At 71.9% G+C, this 19,705-nt stretch carries 1 protein-coding gene; it reads left to right on the top strand.

The features are described 5' to 3' along the window. The first annotated feature begins 3 nt into the window (after positions 1 to 3). Positions 4 to 19,701, top strand: coding sequence for an EndoU domain-containing protein (locus P3T34_RS05680; protein ID WP_280664882.1), 19,698 nt, complete (start codon positions 4 to 6; stop codon positions 19,699 to 19,701). The last annotated feature ends 4 nt before the right edge of the window (positions 19,702 to 19,705 follow it).

Raw genomic sequence — 19,705 nt, 5'->3', positions numbered from 1 at the left:
ACCATGTCGATCGAGCTCCCCGAGGGACTGGCCAAGCTCTTCGGGGTGGTGACCGGCATGACGTGGCCCGAGGCCGACGAGGACAAGCTGCGCACGGCAGGTGACGACTACCTGGCGATTGCCACGGACATCCCGGTACTCAAGGGCTACATCGACGAACTGGTGAACGTCTGCCTGACCCAGTTCGACGGGCAGGCGCGCGACGCCTTCGTCCTGGAGATGCGGCGGTTCACCGGCGAGAGCGGCGGGACCGACTACCTGGGCTCGGCCGCCACGATGGCCAAGCAGCTGGGCGACTATGCCCACCAGACGGCGAACCAGGTCGAGTACACCAAGTGGATGATGATCGCCCAAATGGTGCAGCTCGCGGTCGAGATCGCCTGGGCGATCGCGGCGATTCCGATCACCTTCGGCGCCTCGCTCGCGACGATCTTCGCCGAAGAGGTGCTGGTCAGCCAGATCATCAAGCGGGTCTTCTACTGGCTGCTCAGGCAGCTCCTCCTGCACGAGTTCCTGAGCATCACGGGCGGCGTGCTGCTCGACGTGATCATCCAGACCATCCAGATCGCCGACGGCCACAAGAGCAGCTGGGACTGGAAGTCCACGCTGCAGGCCGTCGAGTTCGGCGCGATCAACGGCCTGTTCGCCGGGCCGCTGGAGCTGTTGGGCTTCGGGTTCGGCAAGCTCTTCGGGAAGCTCCTGGGCAAGGGCATCGGCGACCTGCTGCAGAACGACCTCAAGAGCCTGGGGCGCGGGTTGGAGGGGATGGAGAAGAACCTCACGAAGAACGTCCTCGGGGACCTGGCGAAGAGCGGGGCGACGTCCCTCGGGAAGGGCCTGATCGGCGGCGCTGTCAAGGACGGCTTCAAGGAGGTCACCAAGGGCGCGCTGGAGGGCGCGGCGGACGGTGTGGGCAAGAAGGTCGCCAAGTTCACCGCTGAGATGGGCGAAACCTTCGAGCGGAACCTGGGCGACCTGGTCGGCGCTGATGTCGCGAGGCAGGCCGGGCAGGACTTCGCCAGGACGCTCGCCAAGGACTCGGCGCGCTACGCCGTCGACCAGGCGACCATCACCAAGCTGCTGCGCAGCGTCCTCGGGGACGTGACGCATGAGGAGGAGCTGTCGATCAGGGCCCTGGCGGAGCAGGCGATGGCCACCGCCGAGCACCTCGGGGTGCAGAACGGCCTCCAGATCCTCTACAAGCTCGGCGAGGGGATCGGCGGCTACCTCAAGGGCGGCTTGCACAACTTCCTGACCTCGGGCTTCAACGGCCTGATCTTCGACGGCGACGGGTTCACGGTCAGCGCCGGGTCCTTCTACGCGGGCGTCATCATGGGGTTCATCGGCCACGGCGGCCACCTGGCGGTCGAGCCGCTGAGGATCAAGTTCGCCGACCAGGTGAAGAAGTGGGATGCGCAGTCCGAGAAGACCAGTGACGACAAGTACTACGGTCCGCTCCACCCGCGGGTCCTGCTGGCGCTGTTGGCGAACTTCACCGGCCACCCCACCTCGCTGCTGATCCCGCGGCCGCCTGGGCCCCGGGCCCGCGCGGAGCTGGGAATCGACGTGCCGACGCCCCGTACGACGCAGTCCTCGGGCCCCGCAACGTCCGGGGACGAGATATCCGACCCGGCGCCCCCGTACGAGCCCGGCGAGCTGCCGCCCGCGTACCGGGACCTGCCGCCCGCCTACACGCCCGTCGACCCGAACGAGTCGCTCGACTTCCCGGTCCTCACCCCGGTGCGGACCACTGGCACCGGCTACACCGGTACGCCGCAGCGGGAGGAGGTCGACCCCGCGCAGGAGCCGACGCCGACGCAGGCCGCGACGTTCGGCGGGAGGGAGCAGCAGACCCCTCGTCCCACCCAGGAGCGCACGGACCGGTCCACGCTCGTCCCCGACCCTCCGTTGCCCCGGCGCGCCGAGTCGAAGGACGCCCCCGCTCCCCGCGAGGAGCCGCCGACGCCGCGCAGCCATGTGGGCGACCCGCTCGGGGGGCCGGGCGCCGACACCGCGGCCGGCGGCCACGACCGCCCGCAGGACGGCCCGCACGACCGCGGCGCAGCCGCGCCCTTCGGGTCCGAGGCAGCCCACGAGGGCCCCGCGGGCGGGTCCGGTCCGGCGGATCCGGAGCGGGTCGCCGAGCTGGTCGTCGCACTGTCGGTGCAGCGCGGTTCCGGGGTTCACTGGCTGGAGGACCCGGGGGCGAACGCCGAGGAGCGGGCGCGGATCGCGCAGGCGGTCGAGCGCTTCCCGGTCGACGAGCGGTTCTTCACCGTGGCCGGTCACTCCGATCGTGCCGACGGGCAACTGGTGTGGAACGGCAGGTCGGTGACGCCGGCCGAGTTCGCGGGGGCGCTGGCCGGGAGGTACGGCAAGGAGGGCGGCTGGGACGACAGCAAGCCGCTGCAGTTCGCCACATGCAACATCGGGCGCGGGGGTGAGCAGTCGTTCGCGGCGCAGACCGTGCGCGAGCTGCGCAGGCTGCTGCCGGACGCCACCATCGAGGCGTTCGCGCCGGACACCGTCCTGTACTTCCTGCCGAAGGCGGCCGACGGGCAGGCGGCCGGGGCGGGGCAGGGCGAGCTGCTGGTCAGTTCGAAGGTCGGCTTCGACGCGTCCGGCAGGCCGAGGTTCGCGCCGGGCGGCCACTGGCTCCAGTTGACGGTGGCGCACGGCTCGGACCAGGTGCGGGTGGAGGAGCACAGTGGCCATCTGGTGGTCGACGGCGGCGCGTTGCCGCGCTCCGAGCCGGCTCCGGAAGGCTATGTCCCGCGCGAGAGCGAACCGGTGATCGAGACCCAGGCCGCCCAGCTGGACGACATCCCGGGCGCCGTGAAGTTCGGGGCCGAGGAGCCAGGGGAGTTCGGCCCGGCGGGGCGGCGGATCGTCGTCCAGGGGGACGGCCTGTGCCTGCTGAACTCGGTGGCTGTCAGTACCCCGGGCGGCGTCGAGCGGTTGCTCGGACCGGCCGGCCGGGCGCCCAGGGTGTCGGACGCGCACGCGCTGCGTGACGCCGTGCTCGACTACCTGGACCGTGCGCCGCTGGCCGACCCCGGCTCCACCGACCGCACGCTGCCGCGCGAGGTCGGGCTCGCCTACCGCGAGAGCACCTTGCCGCAGGTGCGGGAGAGCCTGGACCGGCTCAACTCCGAGGAGCTGCGGGACGACCTCGCCGAGCGCGGGGTGGACGCGATCCCGCATCACGTGCTGGTGCCGGCGCGCGTGCTGCACGACGCATACGTGAACGAGCGCACGCGGGAGAACGCCGAGGCGACCGGTGACGAGGGGCAGGCCCGACGGCAGGCCGAGGCGGAGTCGGCCTGGGGGTTCCCGAACAGGGCCAAGCGGCAGGAGGCGATCGACTACCTCTGGGCGCGGAGCCAGTCGCCGCAGGAGGCCGAGCACCTCCTGCGGGAGCAGTATGTCCAGGCCCGGGTGACCGAGCGGCTCCAGGGCGAGGGCGAGGGCGAGGGCGAGGGCCGGGGCGAGGGCGCGATCGATCCGGCGGCGGTTCGAGGTGAGATCGAGGGGCAGCTCGGCTGGAACTTCAGCGAGCACCAGTCGCTCTCCCCCGCCCGTCAGTTCGCCTACCTGCGCGAGCGGGGCGTCGCGATCGGCCTGGACGGGCTGAACCGCGAGCAGCTGGTCGACATCCAGGCCTGGGACCGGGTGCAGCGCGACCGGCCGTTCGACGAGCGGGAGTTCGCCGACCTGCGGCAGAAGGTCGGCAGCTGGCAGGAGTCCTGGGACGGGACGGCGGGGGAGGCGTTCCCGCCGCTGCTCGCGCACGCGCTCGGGCTGCGGCTGCGGGTGGTCGTCGACGACCACCCGGGCTCGCCGAGGACGCGCGACGTCTTCGGCCCGGCCGGCGGCGACACGGTCACGGTCTTCCACAACGGCCGTGACCACTACGACGGCAGCGGGGAGCACCTCGCGCGCCTCCCACGCCCGTTCGGCCGCCCCGAGGAGATCGCCCCGGCGGACGTCCGGAGCGCGCCGGTGCGGATCACGGGGGACAAGCGGCTCTCGGCCTCCGACCTGCTGGTCGCTCTGCACCTCGACCACAGCGCGGTGCAGGCGACGTTCACCGAGCACTTCACCACGGTGCTGCACGGCGACGCCCGGGCCGCCCGCACGCTCGCCGACCAGTTGTTCGACTCCGCCACCCTGCGGCCGAAGATCTCCGCGCTCTCCCGCGGCGAACTCTGGGAGGTGCCGTTCTCGGCCGACGGCTGGTCCGGGAAGGTCGCGGTGCGGGTCGACGTCGACTCGCTCACCTTCCAGGGCTCACACCCGAAGATGGAGTTCGAGAACGGCTCCGAGCAGCAGTCGGCCGTCGGCTTCTCCGGGGACACCCGCAAGCAGCTCAACGCGGGCTTCCAGGCGAAGTTCAAGTTCTCGGGCGGCGACCTCACCGAGGCGCTCTCCTACCAGCACGACTGGACGCGCGGCGACACCCGGGTGGACGCCGGCCGGACCATCGCCCGCGCCAAGACCGCCGAGCCCGCCTCGGTCTTCGAGGCCAAGCTGAAGCTCACCGCCACCTTCTCCGAACTCTCCTCCAACGGCGTGAAGTTCGAGCCCGCGGGCAAGGGCTTCGACGAGCACCTGGAGTTCACCGCGACGGTCGCGGTGCCGACCCGCGACACCCTCGACGCCGAGGGCGCGCCGCCGGAGCTCACCCAGCGGTTCACCACCCCGCAGCGGGTGCTCGACCGCGGGAGCCTGGGCGGCTCGGACGTCGTCACCGACGTCTGGACCGACCACCGCTCGGGCGACCCGAGCGCGCGCGGCATGGGCGAGATCGTCGCCCGGATGGAGGACGACGGCAAGGAGTACTTCGGCGACCTGTGGCCCAAGCTCAAGGCGGCGATCCTCTCCGAGGTGGGCGTGTCCGGGCTGCAGCAGGACCTCAAGGGGCTGATGGCCGGCGAGGCGACCAGGATCGAGGTGAGCGACGCCCTGGGGGTGCGGCACGCCTGGATCGACCTCACCGCCTCCGTCCGCGGGGACCTGGAGCATGTCGGCAACACCGAGACGACCGAGTTCAACGTCGGTACCGGGAGCTACCGTTCGAAGGCGGCCCAGCAGACCGACAGCGACACCGTCAAGCTGCCGCTGCCCTCGGGCAACTTCACCGGCAGCAAGCCCGGCATCGCCGGGGGCGCCGGCGGAGCCTCGCGCTCGCGCGATCTGGTGCACATCACCGGCAGCAGCCACGAGTCGACGGTCACGACCAAGGTGAAGGCTCCGGGCGCGATCTTCGACGGCACCGCCGTGCTGCGGATCGGGTTCCACAAGAGCGGGCCGCTGGGGAGCGACCCGGGCCCGGAGCACGACTACGACCTGCGCTTCCGCACGCTGGTCGAGCAGGCCGAGGCGGTCAGGGTCCCCGGGCCCGGCGAGGAGCTCCCGCCCGCCCTGACGCGTCCGCGCAGGTACGCGGTCGGCAGCACGATCCCCAGCCCGCCCGCAAGCGTCTGGTCCGCACCGGGGCACGACGGCGGCGGCCTCACGGACACCGTGACGGTCCGCGACCTGCCGGACGTCAGGGAGCTGCACCGCACCCTGGACGGCATCGGCGAGCAGCAGCTGGGCGCAGCCGGCTGGCGACAGGTCCGGGACCACGTCCTGGCCACCTTCAGCCACGCCCAGGTGGCCGCCCGCCTCACCGCGATGACCCGCGGCCTGCCGCTGGAGACGCCCGCACTGACCGCGGGCCCGGGCAGGAGCATCAAGATCTCGGCCACCGCCCGGGTGGTGGAGATGGAGTTCAAGCGCGAGCAGGACAAGGCCGAGCTCAACTCCGTCAGTGAGACCAGCACCTTCAGCTCCGACCGCCGCCTGCTGTCGGACACCACGTCCCTCCAGGGGCAGGGCGGCGGCAACGCCACGATCGGCAGGCAGCTCGTCAACGGTGTCCCGTTCAAGGACTCGGTCGACCTCACCGGCTCCCTCAGCCGCCAGGTCCGCGATCGCAGCGGCACCCGCGACGGCAGCTCGGGCAAGGTCTACGCGAGCGGCAAGTACCTCAGCCCGCAGGCGGTCTTCGACGCGCGGGTGCGGCTGGACCTGAAGCTCACCGTCCACGGCAACGAGCTCCCGGAGCCCACCCGGGTGGCGCTCGACGCCGAGCTCAGCCTCGACAAGCGGGAGACCGGCGAGCTCACCGTGCCCGACACCGGGAGCGGCGTCTTCGACGGGACGGTGCACGGACAGCCGCGCACGCCCAAGCAGCCCGACGTGCTGCACGACGCCCCCGAGCGGCTGGCGAACGGGGCGCTGGGCGCCTCGCACGTGGTGCACAGCCTCGGTGGCCACGACACCCGCGTGCTGAAGGCGATCACCGCCCGCCTGCGGGACCAGAACGGCGGCGCCGAACTCCCCGAAGACCTCGGGCGGCGCCTCCAGGAGCGCTTCGACCCGGTCGCGCTCAAGACCCAGCTCTCCAAGCTCACCCGGGGCGGGGCGATCTCCGAGCGCGTCTCGGTCGGCGGCTGGCACGGTGAGGTGAGCGTCACCGCCAAGCTCCGCGATCTCGAACACGTCGAGACGGTCAAGGAGTTCGAGTTCGAGCTGGGCACCCAGCTGCGCGCCTCGGCGGGGACCACCCAGGACGTACGGACCCGCTGGAGCGCCACCGGCGGCGGGAAGTTCAAGATCTCGCACGCCGACATCGGCGTCGTCTACACCCGCAACTGGGACCGCTCCAAGGGCCTGACGGTCGACAGCGTCGGCGGCTCGGCCAGCCGGGGCAAGAGCGTCGAGGCGGCCGCGCTGTTCAAGGGCACGGCCGACTTCACCGTGCACTACAACCTGAAGAAGTTCGGCCGCTCGCTCGCCGACGCGGAGCCCGTGGTGTCCGTGGAGGCGGCCGTGGTGGCCGTCCCGCTGCGGGAGGCGCCCCTGCGCTCGACGGGGGCGCCGGCGCCGCTGGCGAGGCACCTGCCCGTGCCGCAGCGGATCGAACGGACCTACCGGCTGGGCTCCTCCGACATCGTCACCGACGTCTTCCCGATCGGGCAGCGCCCGGGCGCCGAGGAGTCGCTGGAGCAGACCGTGGCCTCGCTCTCCTCCGTCGGGAGGGGGACCCTGGGCGGGGACTGGTCCGGGATGGAGAAGAAGATCATCGCCGCGCTGGCGGTCGACCGGCTGCAACCGCAGCTCAAGGCGATGATGGCGGGCCACGAGATCGTGCTGACCCACGGACGCAGCCGGGTGCGGATCTCGGCCCACGTCTCCAGCCTGACGCACACCGGTGAGAGCGCGAAGAGCGAGTTCAACAGCGGTACCAGCGTGCAGCGTTCCTTCGCCGAGACGGACGGATCCACCACCCGGGGCACGGGGAACACCGTCACCGGCTCGCTGCTCGCCACCTCCGACCCGATCGGCATCGGGCCTGCCGTGGTGGGCGGCGTCAGCGGCACCCGCTCCTGGGGAAGCGACACGGTCGACGTCAAGGCGACCAGCGTCAACGCGGGCATGTCCACGAAGTCCAAGCTGCTCGGCGCCACGTACGCCGGTACGGCGAGCCTGACGGTCCGGATGGAGCGGCGGGCCCTGGTGCCGCTGGGCGACCAGGAGCGGATTCTTAGGCCGGCCGGGAGCGGTGCCGACGGCGCGGCCGGGTGGTTCGGGGCCAGGGTGCGCGAGGCGCGGCTGCTCGGCACCCCCTCGCGCGGTCTCAGCGTCGTCAAGGTCGGCTTCCACACGCTGGTGGAGCACAGTGCCGAGGCCGAGACGGAGAAGCCCGGGCAGTTCACGGCGGTCACCAAGGACCGCCTGGGGGACGCACCGCTGGCCGACCGGCCGACCGAGCCGATCGACGTGCGTAAGCCGCCCGTCGAGGTGTTCACCCACGGGCTGCAGGACACCGACGTGCTGCGCTGGGTCGGCGACGTCGCCGGCGTCAAGGCCCTCCTGGCCCGGCACGGGCTGGAGTTCGACGGCAATGAGCTGGGACACAGCCAGCTCTCCGGCCGCCTCGGGGCGGCGACCCGCGGCGTGTCGATCGGCACGCCGTCGTCCGGGCGCCGCCTGCTGACCTCCACACCGAGCGTCGACGCCGAACTGCGGGTGGTGGGCCTGGAGTACAAGGGCACGGACGGCGCTGCCGAGCTGAGCCCGGCCAACGAGACGTCCACCGTCGGGCAGCACACCCAGCTGCACTTCGGCCTGACGGGCGGCCAGCTGCAGGTGGGCGCCAAGCTGGACGTCGGGCCCGGGACGGAGGGCACGTTCCAGCTCAGCCTCGGGGGGCAGCACCAGGGGCGCACCGGGCTGGCGGACAGCACCGCGGGCCGGACCATGTCGAATGCCAAGTTCGGTACGAAGATGGCCCGTTACGAAGGCCATGCGCTGGTCACGCTGACCATCCGGGACGGTGACGGGGATCCCGTGGTCGAGAAGGCCGTGATCCCGATCGAGATCGACATCCCCGAGTCGCACACCACCGCTGTGCAGGTGCCGGCCAACCGGACCACGTTCTTCCACCCGGACGAGGAGCCGACGCCGCCACCGGCCGCCGAAACGCCGGCCGACACCACGCCTGTCGTGCCGACGCCGCCGCTCCCCGAGCATGCCGCATCGGAGACTGCGGACGTCATCACGCAGACGCTCTCCGGTCCCCCGACCGGCGCGGACGAGGCGGCCCGCGAGGCCGAGTTGACGCGCCTGCTGGACGACGCTCCCGCGCCGCCGCCGCACGACTCCCCGATCGACCCGGCCCCGGACGCCCGGAGCGCCGTGGACGAGGCGGCCCGCGAGGCCGAGCTGACGCGCCTGCTGGACGACGCTCCCGCGCTGCCGCCGCACGACTCCCCGATCGACCTGGCCCCGGACGCGCCGCACACCCCGCTGCACTCGCCGGCCGACCCGATCGAGCACCGGGCCGGCGAACTCCGCCGCCTGGCACGCGAGGCGGGGATGTCGCGCGAGGAGCGGCAGACCCATGCCCGGGCCGTCCGGGAGGCCACCGACGCGCACGACTGGCAGGCGGCCGCCCGGCACCTGGGCGAGTTCCGGCAGGCGGTGGAGCAGCGGCTGCTCGATCAGCGCTACGACGGCTTCCGCTCCCACGCGGACGGCGGATTCGACCGCCTCGGCGAGCTGGGCGCCGACCGCTCCCAGTGGCAGCAGCGCGTGGACGCGGTCGAGCAGGCCCGGCGCGGCGCCGATCCCGAGGTGTTGGACAGCCACCTGCGGGAGTACACGGCCTACGTCGAGGAGCACCTGCCGGCGCGGGCCCTCACCGGCGAGGACGCACCGCGACCGTTCGACCCGCGGGTCGAGGAGCTGCGCCGACGCCTCACCACCACCGACGACCCCGCCGAACGGACCCGGCTGAGCGAGCAGTTGGCGAAGCTGCGGGAGGAGGGCGAGCTGCGCGAGCGCCAGGTCGCGCTCAGCTCGACCGACGGCCCCGACAGCGAGGAGGCCGTGCTGCGCCGCCGCCTGCTCTCCAGCGACGACCCCGACCAGCAGGCCGCCCTCCGGCAGGAATTGGCCCAGCACCAGGAACTCCGCGAGCTGGAAAGGCAGTTCGACCGTCTCAAGAACGAACCCGCGACGCCGCCCGTCACGGACGAGGAACTGCAGAGGCGCCTGGCCGCGCTCAGCTCGACCGACGGCCCCGACAGCGAGGAGGCCGAGCTCCGACGCCGTCTGCTCAGCACCGACGACCCTGAGGAAAAGACCTATCTTCAGCAGCAGTTGGCCGATCACCTGGAGTTCCGCGCCTTCGAGCGACAGCTCGACCGGCTGAAGAACGACGACCCGCAGGCCGCCCCGGACCCGGACGCGGAGCTGCGCCTGCGCCTCGACACCCTGGCCGACCAGCCCGACGACCCGCGCGCCACCGAACTGCACCAGCGCATCGACCAGGCCCGGACCGAAGCGGAATCCCGCGCCGTGCTGGACGAGTTGGACGACTACCGTGAGCAGCAGCGGCTCCAGCGCCGCCTCGACCGGCTCGGGCCCGGATCGGCCAATGCCCCGGACCCCGGCGCGGACCGGGACGCGGAGCTGCGCCGGCGCCTCGACGCCCTGGCCGACCGGCCGGACGACCCGCGGGCCACCGAGCTGCGCCGCGCCGCCCTCGACGCCACCACACCCGCCGAGAGCCGGCGCGCCCACGACCTGCTCGCCGCACACGAGCAGCAGCGGGAGGCGGACCGGCAGGAGCAGCTGCGGGCCGACCGACAGGAGCTTGACGCGCTGCACGAGAAGCTCGCCGAGCACCTGGCAGGCGACGACTGGGGAGCCATCGCCGAGACCAACGGCCGGATCGAGCAGGTGCGGCAGCGCCTGACCGCGCGCCAGACGCTGGACGAGCGGACGAGTGAGCTGCGCGAGGAGTGGGGCCAGCCGCTGGCGCGCCCGGAGGACGCCGAGCGTCTGAACCGGATCACCGAGAACGCGCTGTCCACCCCCGACCTGCTGCCGGACGACGCCGGGAACCGGGTCCCGGAGAACGCCGACGAGCTGCTCGACCTGCCGGTACCCGTAGACGAGACCCCGGCGCCCCGGCTGCCGGAGCCCGCGGTCCAGCCGATCCCCCGTGCCGACCGTGCCGACCGTGGCCCCGACCCCGATCCCCTGCCGAGCCCTCGAATCCGGCGTGAACCCGGTTCGGATCAGCAGCAGTTGATGGCGGATCCGCGATCCCACGAGCACGCGGACGCGGAGCGCACGACCGGCGCGGACACGGACACGGACACGGACCGGAACACCGTTGACCTCGATGCGACCGCGATCCCCGGCACCGGTGACCTGGAGGCACTGCTGGCCGAGCGGACGCCCGACACCACCGAGGTCGTCGAGGTCACCCAGACCACCGACACCACCGACACCACCGACACCACCGACACCACCGACACCACCGACACCACCGACACCACCGACACCACCGACACCACCAACACCACCAACACCACCGACACCACCGACACCACCGACACCACCGACACCACCGACGTCGCGGATCAGGAGCAGCCCACCCTGCCCCCCATCACTCCGGACCAATGGCAGTCCCGCCGCGCCGGCGCACTGGGAGCGCGGCGCGATACCGAGAGCGGCTTCCGGCCGTCGTCCGAGGCGTCTGCCTGGCAGCCCGGGCTGCTGGCCGGGCGCAGTGTGGTGGTCAGCAACACGGTCCGTCGGATCCAGGCGGATGACGGTCGCTGGGTGCGTCTGATCTCCTTCGAGCTGCCGGTGCGGCTGGGTGACGGGATGTCGCCCGAGCGGCTGGGCGAGTTCCAGGAGCGGGTGAGCTCGTTGCTCGACGAGCACTTGAACGCCGGGCTGCTTCTGCCGCGCTCGGGTGACCAGGTGCATTTCGAGGCGGGGTTCACGCCGGCTCCCGGTCACGCTCGGGCGATCGAGCTCACCGGCCCGGACGGCGGCGGTCGTACCGCCGCACCGAAGCGGGCCGACCAGTTCCACTTCGATGTGGAGCACAGTGACGCGGAGTTGCTGCACGAACTGCTGCACTATGCGGGCCTGCACGACGAGTACCCGTGGGCGTCAAGGTCGGAGGGGGGAGTCGGGCAGGCGTCCGATGGCTTGATGGCGAGCGTCGAGCAGTTGCCTTCCCTCGTGTTGACCGATCAGCAGCTTGAGGTGATCGAGCGGGTCAGCGATGACGGCACGCTGCTGCGCGACCATCCGTTGACGGCGCCGGAGCACCCGGATGCGGGCGTCGATGTCCTGCCGCCGGATGAGCCGCTGACCCACCCTGGCGCTCAGGCGCCGCTGAATCCGAACCGGAACACGGGCCCGGCGGGCTACAGGCCCGCGCCGCTCACAACTGGCCTGACCACTCTCATGGGCGGGCTCGACCTCCCGCAGCCGTTGGCGCCGCGCCTGGGGGAGCGGGACTACGTCGACTACGTCGAGCGGAGCAACGAGACCCCTCGCCCGCTGGCTTTCGTGATCCACACGATGGCCCCGCACACCCAGCTGGACCAGTTCCCCGCCGTTGTGGAGAGCCTGATCGAGGGGCTTCCCCCGAGCTGGCGGGAGCGGATCGTCATCGTGGTCGGCCTCAACGCCAAGTACGACGTGCCGGAGGGCGCCGACGGCAAGAAGGTGAGGCTGACAGCTGCGGTGAAGAAGGCACTCGAGGCCGCTGCCACGGCGCAGATCACGGCGTCGATAGCTCAGGCCCAGGCTCAGCTGGACAGCAACCGACCCGCTCACTGGCCCCGGGTGGAGCTGGTCGCGCAGACCCCCTTCACCGGGGACTTCCCCTTCGGGACCATGCGCAACGAGATCCTGCGGCACGATGTGAACCGGGAGGCGATCGCCGGCCTGTCCGCCGACTACCACCCGTATGTCGCCATCCAGGACTACGACGCGGGCAGTCGGCGCGTCCCGGGCGACCTGCACATCTTCGAGTACTTCGAGCGGCAGCTCGACCCCCGTCCGGACGACCCGCAGGGCGTGGTCATACGGCCGTTGATGATGGCGGGTGGCTACCGGGTGCCCGGCCGGGAGGACGTCGAGGAGCGTGCGCTGCTGATCCGGGACATCAGGGCGCGCCTCCTGCCGTCCGAGACGGCTCTGCTGGCGGAACTGGACGATCCGGCAAGGGCGCAGAGGTTCATCGACCACCTGCAGCGGTTGGTGGAGGACGACATGCTCGCGCGGGTGGGCCAGGCCCGTCAGCATCCGCAGCTGCCGTATGCCCCTGAGCCCAACCTGATCGTCGATGGTGCTGCCGTCCTGCTGTCGTACGACGACCCGGACTACAAGTACAAGGACAAGGAGAACGGCACGGCCGCGCTCAGGTTCGGCCTGGGCCAGGCCGAGTACGAAGGGCTCGGCCGCTCGCTGAACCGTCTCAACGCGTGGGAGTCGGGCCAGTCCTACGAGTCCGACCTGTTGGCCCTGCCGGAGCACGTGGAGGTCCTCACGGACCGGGAGTGGCACGACGAAGACCTGGCACTGACCCGTGGACGGGACGAACTCGTCGAGCACGTACGGACGGAGACGGAGAACAACCGGATGCGGCACCGCGGTCAAGCCTTCTTGGTGGACTACCGGGACGCGGTGGTGCTCACCGACCTCTCCCGCCTCGGAGTCGATCTGATCCGCCAGGACGAGGGGGGACGGACGAGCCTGCTGCAGGACCACCGTGCGTTGACGACCGTGAAGAACCGTCTCTTCAGCGCCGACGAGGGGAACAACTCCAGGGGGGCCCTGCGCGGTACCAGGACCACCGATTACCGCGAGACCTACTACCCCGGGGACTTCTGGGACTACCAGCAGACCGAGAACCGCCGGCTCGGCCACACCCAGGATGCCGCGAACGCCCTGCCGCGGGAGTTGGCGGACGGGATCGGCGGCCGCCCGCACCAGCAGCTCGCGGCCGGTATCTCGGCTCGGCTGGGCGGGGAGTTCAGCGACGTCACGGCCGGCGTTCCGCCCGAGCAGCGGGCGTTGGTCGGGCAGGGATTGACCCGGTCCGTGCCGAGGATCGAGCTGGGCCGCAGTTTCGAGTACCTGCTCTTTCAGCCGCCGCGCCTGGCCGAGGAGGTCCGGGAGCAGCAGCGGTCCGCCGTTCAGCGACTGGGCGGTACCGTGTCCGGCCCGGAGCGCTCGTACGGGCTCCACGACTTCTACCGTGTCCTGCTGGAGCGCGTGCGCCGGGAGGGGACCTTCCCCAACGAAGCCGTGTCGGGTGGTACTCCGCAGGAGCGCCGTGCGCAGTTCCGGGAGCTCGCTCAGGAGAACCGCAGGAGGCGTGCGGCACTCAGGTTCGAGTCCGGCCAGGGACCCCGTGCGGAGTATCAGCGGCGCAACGAGTCGGCGCTCCGGCTGCGCGACGAAGCGGAGCCCCTGCTCGCCAAGGTCGCTGCCGAGCCGAAGGGCAAGGGCAAGGAGAAGTCGCCGGAGAAGATCCAGGCAGAAGCGCTGGAGAAGCAGGCGAAGAAGGAGCACGCCGAGGCGGACAAGGCCAGGAGGAAGGGTCTCGACCTTGAGCGCAGGGCGATGGAGCATGACACCGCCGCGTTGTATGCGGATGCCGGGGCGCTCTACCAGAACGCCGAGGCGGGTCGCGCCGGGGCGGCCGGGCTTCGCGCGGCGGGTCAGGAGGCGGACGCGCGTGGCCTGGAGTACCGGGCCGCGCTCAGCGAGACGCGGGCGCGCCGTCTGGAGATGAGGGCGGTGCGTCAGGAGTTGCTGAGCTGGTCGCTGGCGAATCTCGACCAGGTCACCGAGGAGGTGTCGCGGGCGGGGGTTCAGCTGCCGGTCCTGCTCGACCTGCTCGGAGCGGGCACGAGTTGGCGCCGCCGGGTGGCGGAGGGTGTGGTCGGGGAGAGCGAGGTCTGGGCGGCCGGTGACGTGGCGGCACGGCTCGCCGCCACGATGCGGGGAGGGCCGGTGGTCGTCGACCTGCCGGGCCGTGGGCAGCGTCAGGTGATGCCTTTCATCGCGGCGGACGGTGACTGCCTCTACAACTCCGTTCTGCTGTCGCGGGATGGCACTGTGCCCTCGCCGGCCCGTGCCGCCGAGCTCCGTGCCCATGTGGCCGATTGGATGGAGGCGCGCCGCGTGGAGGTCACGCAGTGGCTGGCGCCGACGGTTCCCGTGGGAAGGGCGGATGCCGCGTTCCAGGAGCTGGCCAGGACGATCCGGACGCCCGGTGAGTGGGCCGCCGACTCCGGTGACCTGGTGATGCCGATCATGGCCTCGGCCTTGGGCATCAGCCTTGTCGTCGAGCAGCCTGACCGGCCGGGGGTGGCGTCCCAGCACTTCCTGCCGCTCGACCGGCTGGCGTCCGGTGACCTGAACGGTCTGGCGGAGGTCCGTGTGCGGTACCACCGCAACCACTACGACCTCCTCGACCGGGAGCAGCCGTCCCCCGAATCGGCCATGGAGAAGCGCGGGCGCGAGGACTCCGACGAGGAGATGGCGGACGATCAGGACCGGTCGAGCCGCCCCCGCTACGACCACCAGCAGGACGCGGCCCACGCACCGACCCAACCCGCCTACGCGCCCCCGCCCACCCGTGCTGCGCCCGCAGCGCCGTCCACCGCACCGTCCGCCGCGCCCGCGCAGACGGCCGGTCCCGTCCGGCCGCTCTCCGAGCGCGTCCACGTCGCGCCGGTCACGGACGCGACCCGCGCAGCGGGGGCCAACCGGGCCCCGTTCTTCCGGCGGATGTTCGACGTGCAGCGCTTCGAGCGGCCGGACGGTGAGACCGAGACCCGGCTGGTGCTGCGGATCCGCCTCGTCCAGAACGACGCCTCGGGGAGCCCGCTGACGGCGGACCAGATCACCGCTGCCAGGACGCAGGAGACCGCCGCGCTCCAGCAGCGGGCCCAGCGCGGGCTGGACACCTACTACAACACCGGCGCCCGGCTTCCCAACGGCGATCTGCTCCGGGTGGAGGTGGAGTTCGTCGAACCCGGCGCGCCGGTGGCGGCCCCCGTCGCGGGTGGCGCGATCACCCACCACGAGGTCAGCCTTCAGGCCACCGTCCCCCGCCCCGAGTCCGTGCACTGGGGGCTTGATCTGAGCGAGGTCGTGCTGGCCCACGAGATGGGGCACCTGCTCGGCTTCCACGACGAGTACCGGGAGGCCGAGTTCCGGGGACGGGTGGTCTATGACGACGGCGGCCTGATGGGTGCGTTCACCGAGGACACCCGGGGGCGCCCGTCGATGGACGAGAACGCCGCGCCGGCGTACCGGGACTGGATCGGGCGGCAGTGGATCCCGCCGCGCCAGCTGCGCCAGCTCGGGGCGAGCGTCGACGCCGCTCTGGGCAGCGCCACCCGCAGGTCCGAGGGCGGCACGGTGTTCACCACCGCCGACGACCTGATGTCCCGCCGGGATCGGCTCCCGTCCCGCGCGCACTTCTCGCTGGAGACCCGGCGCGAGGTGCTCTACGGTGCCGAGCGTCGCGATGACGGCGCCGGCGGCCACCTGCCGCCGACCCGGCTGGCCGACCGGCCGCGCCCGCGCCTGATCGGCACGGTCCACGCGAACGGCACCTACCGGGCCGACGACGGCGCGCCCGGCACCAGCCGGCCGGTGCCGCCGCCCCCGCGCGCACCGCGGAGCCAGGAGGCGCTGGACCTGGCCATCCACCAGCCCATCCACCAGCCCAGCCGCCAGCCCGGCCGCCCTGCTCAGCCGCCCGCCGAGCCCGCTCGGCCCGGCCGGATGATGTTCCCCGAGCACTGGTCGGCGGACGACGCCGTCTACGCCGCCGAGCAGGCGTACCAACACGCCCTGCGCCAGGGCGCGGTGGTGCCGGCTCCCGGTCAGGTGGGCGTCCACCACTGGGTCGGCGAGTACGCGGGCGTCCGGATCGAGGGCGAGCTGCGGCTCGGCCGGTTCACCGGCTTCCGCCCCGCTGACAACCAACTCGACGCGTCCGGCGCGGAGTTGCCGGCCCCGCGCTACCTGCCGAGGGACACCCGCGCGCTCGCCGGCCGGCCGCAGTTCGGCCGCCGGGTGGAGGACGTCGCCCGCTACGGCGACCGCCGCACCCGCACCGGCGTCTACCACGCACCCAGCCAGCGGATCGAGCACTTCCACGGGCTGCGGATCCAGCCGCAGGGCCAGCCGCACGCCAACGGCACCTACCGGGCCACCGTGCACTTCCTGGAACCGCAGTTGCGGCCCGACGACCCGATGCGCGTCCTCCCGAGCCGCTGGCGCCTGCACGAGGACGGCACCGACCACACGATGTTCCCGCAGGCGTGGAGCTCGGACGAGGTGCTGCACCGGGTGGCGGATGCGCACGCCTCGGCGGTGGCCCGGGGGACGATCAGCTCGGCGGACCCGGACAACCACCGCTGGGTGGGCGAGAGCGGGGGCGTGCGGATCGAGGGCCTGGTCCGCGACGGCCAGCACGCGGTCTACCGGCCCACCCTCGCCCAGCCCGAGCCGCCGCACGCGAGCTGGCCGACCCGGGCGGCGCAGCAGCCGGTCGGTCGGACGGCGAGCGTGGAGCTGGCCGTCGACCCGGCGCGCGGCATCACGCTGGCCGCCGAGCACGTGCTCTTCCCGAGTGGGGACCGGGGGATCGTCCTGACGGCGCGGGTGCACCTGCCCGCGGCGCCCGGCACCCTTCCGCACATGGTCGACGCCGTGGCCCGACGGATGCAGGACACCGTCGACCAGTACTACAACTCCCTGGCACGGGTGGACGGACAGCCGCTGGTGCGGGTGGCGGTCGCCGTGGTGCCCACCGCCGCGCAGGCGCACCAGTCGCTCGATGTCCCGCCGGTGGCACCGTCCGACGTGGAGCTCCAGGCCGCCCTGCTCAACCGCGTCCTCGGTGTGCACCCCGTCGCAGGCGATCTCGCGCTGCTCGCCGGGCGGTTGCCCGAGCCGGCCGGCCGGGGAGCCTGGCTGCCCACGACCGGCGACTCGTCCGCGACGGCAGCGACCGCGCTGCGCCACGCCCTGGACGCCGCCCACCCGTTGGACGGGCCGACGACGCTGCGCGAGCCCGACCCCACGGCCTCCGGTGCCTCCGCGGAGCCGGTGACCACCGGGATGGCGGACCAGAGGGCGCGCGTGGCCGCGCTGCTCGACCCGAGCGCACCGCGCACCAGCTCCACGGCCGGCTTCCCGGCGCACTGGAGGCCGGAGGAGTTGCAGTTCGCCGCGGTCGAGGTCGTCCAGCAGGCCGTCGCCGCCGGGACCGTGGTCAGTGGTCCGGGCCCGGTCGTCGTGAGTGGCGAGTTCGCCGGGCTGCGGATGGACGTCACGGTCGAGGGCGGCGTGATCGTCGACTACGTCCCCACACCCGAACCGGCGAAGGACGGCGGCGACGACATGATGGACGTCGACTCCCCGGAGCCTGAGCCGACGTTGGACGCGGACGGCGATGTCGAGATGGGCTTGAGCCCGACGGGCCCGACGCGCCCGTACCAGGCCGAACCCGAACCCGAACCCGAGTACAGGTCCGAGTCCAGGTCCGAGTCCGACAAGATCGTGGACATCCTGTCGGGCAGGCCGACCAAGCGGCAGCGCACTCCCGCCTACGAGCGGACCGATGGGGTGCTGGCCGACCGCGGTCTGAAGCCCGCGCCCGAGCACCAGCCGGCTCTGGACGCGCACATCGCGACACTCGGTACGACGAAGTTCCACCTCGTCACCAGCGAACTGCTGGAGCGGATCAACCCGTACACCGAGAGTGCGGACGGCGGCAGCCTGCACCACTGCCTGGAAGCCACCGAGGCCCTGCGCTCGACCCACTACGGCACGACGCGCGTGTCCGCCCGTCCGCTGCGGGCCGTCGCGGAGGAGCGCGCCGCGTGGACCCTGCTCAAGAGCCACGGCCTGCCGCTCGCCCACGGTGAGGGCCGGCAGGCCATCGAGGAACTGGTCGACCGGGTGCGCGAGTCCGGCCCTGGCACCTTCGCCACCGTCCTGCTCGCCCGCCCGGGCGAAGAGGGCCACGTGCTGGCCCTGATCCACGGCGAGGACGGCATCCTGCGCTGGGCCGACGCGAGCACCCACGAGGTCGCCGAACTCGGCCTGGGTGAACTCCCGCGCGACCTCACCGAGGACACCCGGGTCTGGGCGGCGACCACGGACCGCAACGGCAACTCGCTGCCCGGCCGGATCGACCGCGAGCTGCTGGGGTCGGAAGCCCCGGTCTTCGGCGCGAACAAGAATCGGACGCGCAAGGCAGGCGAGGAAATCACGTCGACCACGCCTGCCACCTCCGAACCGCTCCCCAAGGAGCAGGAGCCGGCCAAGGTCGAGCCGGTCAAGGTCGAGCAAGCCAAGGAGGAGCCGGTCAAGGAAGGGCCACCCGAGGTCGAGGTCATGTTGAATTCGTTGGTCCCCATCGTTGCGGGGGGCACGGATCCGACGAAGACCTATGCTGCTGCCTTTCTGAAGCTGGACGACGGGAAGGAGTGGAAATCCGGCCGTCATAACAACGGGGACAAAAATGATGCCTCGGATGAGAGGTACATCCCGGAGGGCAGGAGGTATGCGGAGGGCAGGGCGTACAAGGACGCGGCCGTCTGGAAGGTTGACGGCAAGAGCTACCAGGTGAATGACGCCGAGCCGCATCTCGTCCACAGGTTGCGTGGGTTCATGGACAGCCAGAAGTACCGGGCGGGCAGCCCCGTGTCCGGCGCGCTGGGGCTCATGTCCAACCGCGGGACGTGTGACAGCTGCAAGCATGTCGTGGGGGAGTTCGCGCGGGAGTACACCAATATTCGGATTTACGTGAGCTACTTCACTGGTAAGTCCGTTGGGACGGTTTCCAAAAGCGAGCGGGGAGGCGTGTCCATTGACTACGGCTGGACCGAGATGAACGACTTGGCCGTCTCGATTCCGAGCAAGAGCCATCAGAAGGTCGTCTACCGGGACCGGAAGTTCGGACTCGGGCCCGACACGCCGGAGAGTCTCAAGGCCGAGGCCGCCGTCAAGGCCGAGGCGGCCAAGGCTGCCAAGGCGGCCAGGGAGGCTGCCGCAGCCAAGGCTGCCGCCCCCGCCAGGGCCGTCGAAACCATCAACAGGGAACTCAATGCCCGAGTGGTGAAGCTGCTCAATGAATTTGCCGCCACCTACAAGGGCAAGTCGACCAACACCTTCTCCATGGACTTCAAGAAGTACATGAGTGGGCAGCCCCTCCCGTGGAAGGCCGGCAAGGAGGTGCTCGCCGCCATCGAGACCTGGTACGAGGAGGCGACGCGGCCGGTCATCACGGGCTCATAGCCGG

The sequence above is a fragment of the Kitasatospora sp. MAP12-44 genome (assembly GCF_029892095.1).
Lineage (GTDB): Bacteria > Actinomycetota > Actinomycetes > Streptomycetales > Streptomycetaceae > Kitasatospora.
The sequence above is the reverse complement of the archived record's forward strand: the minus strand, read 5'-3'. Positions and strand labels throughout refer to the sequence as shown.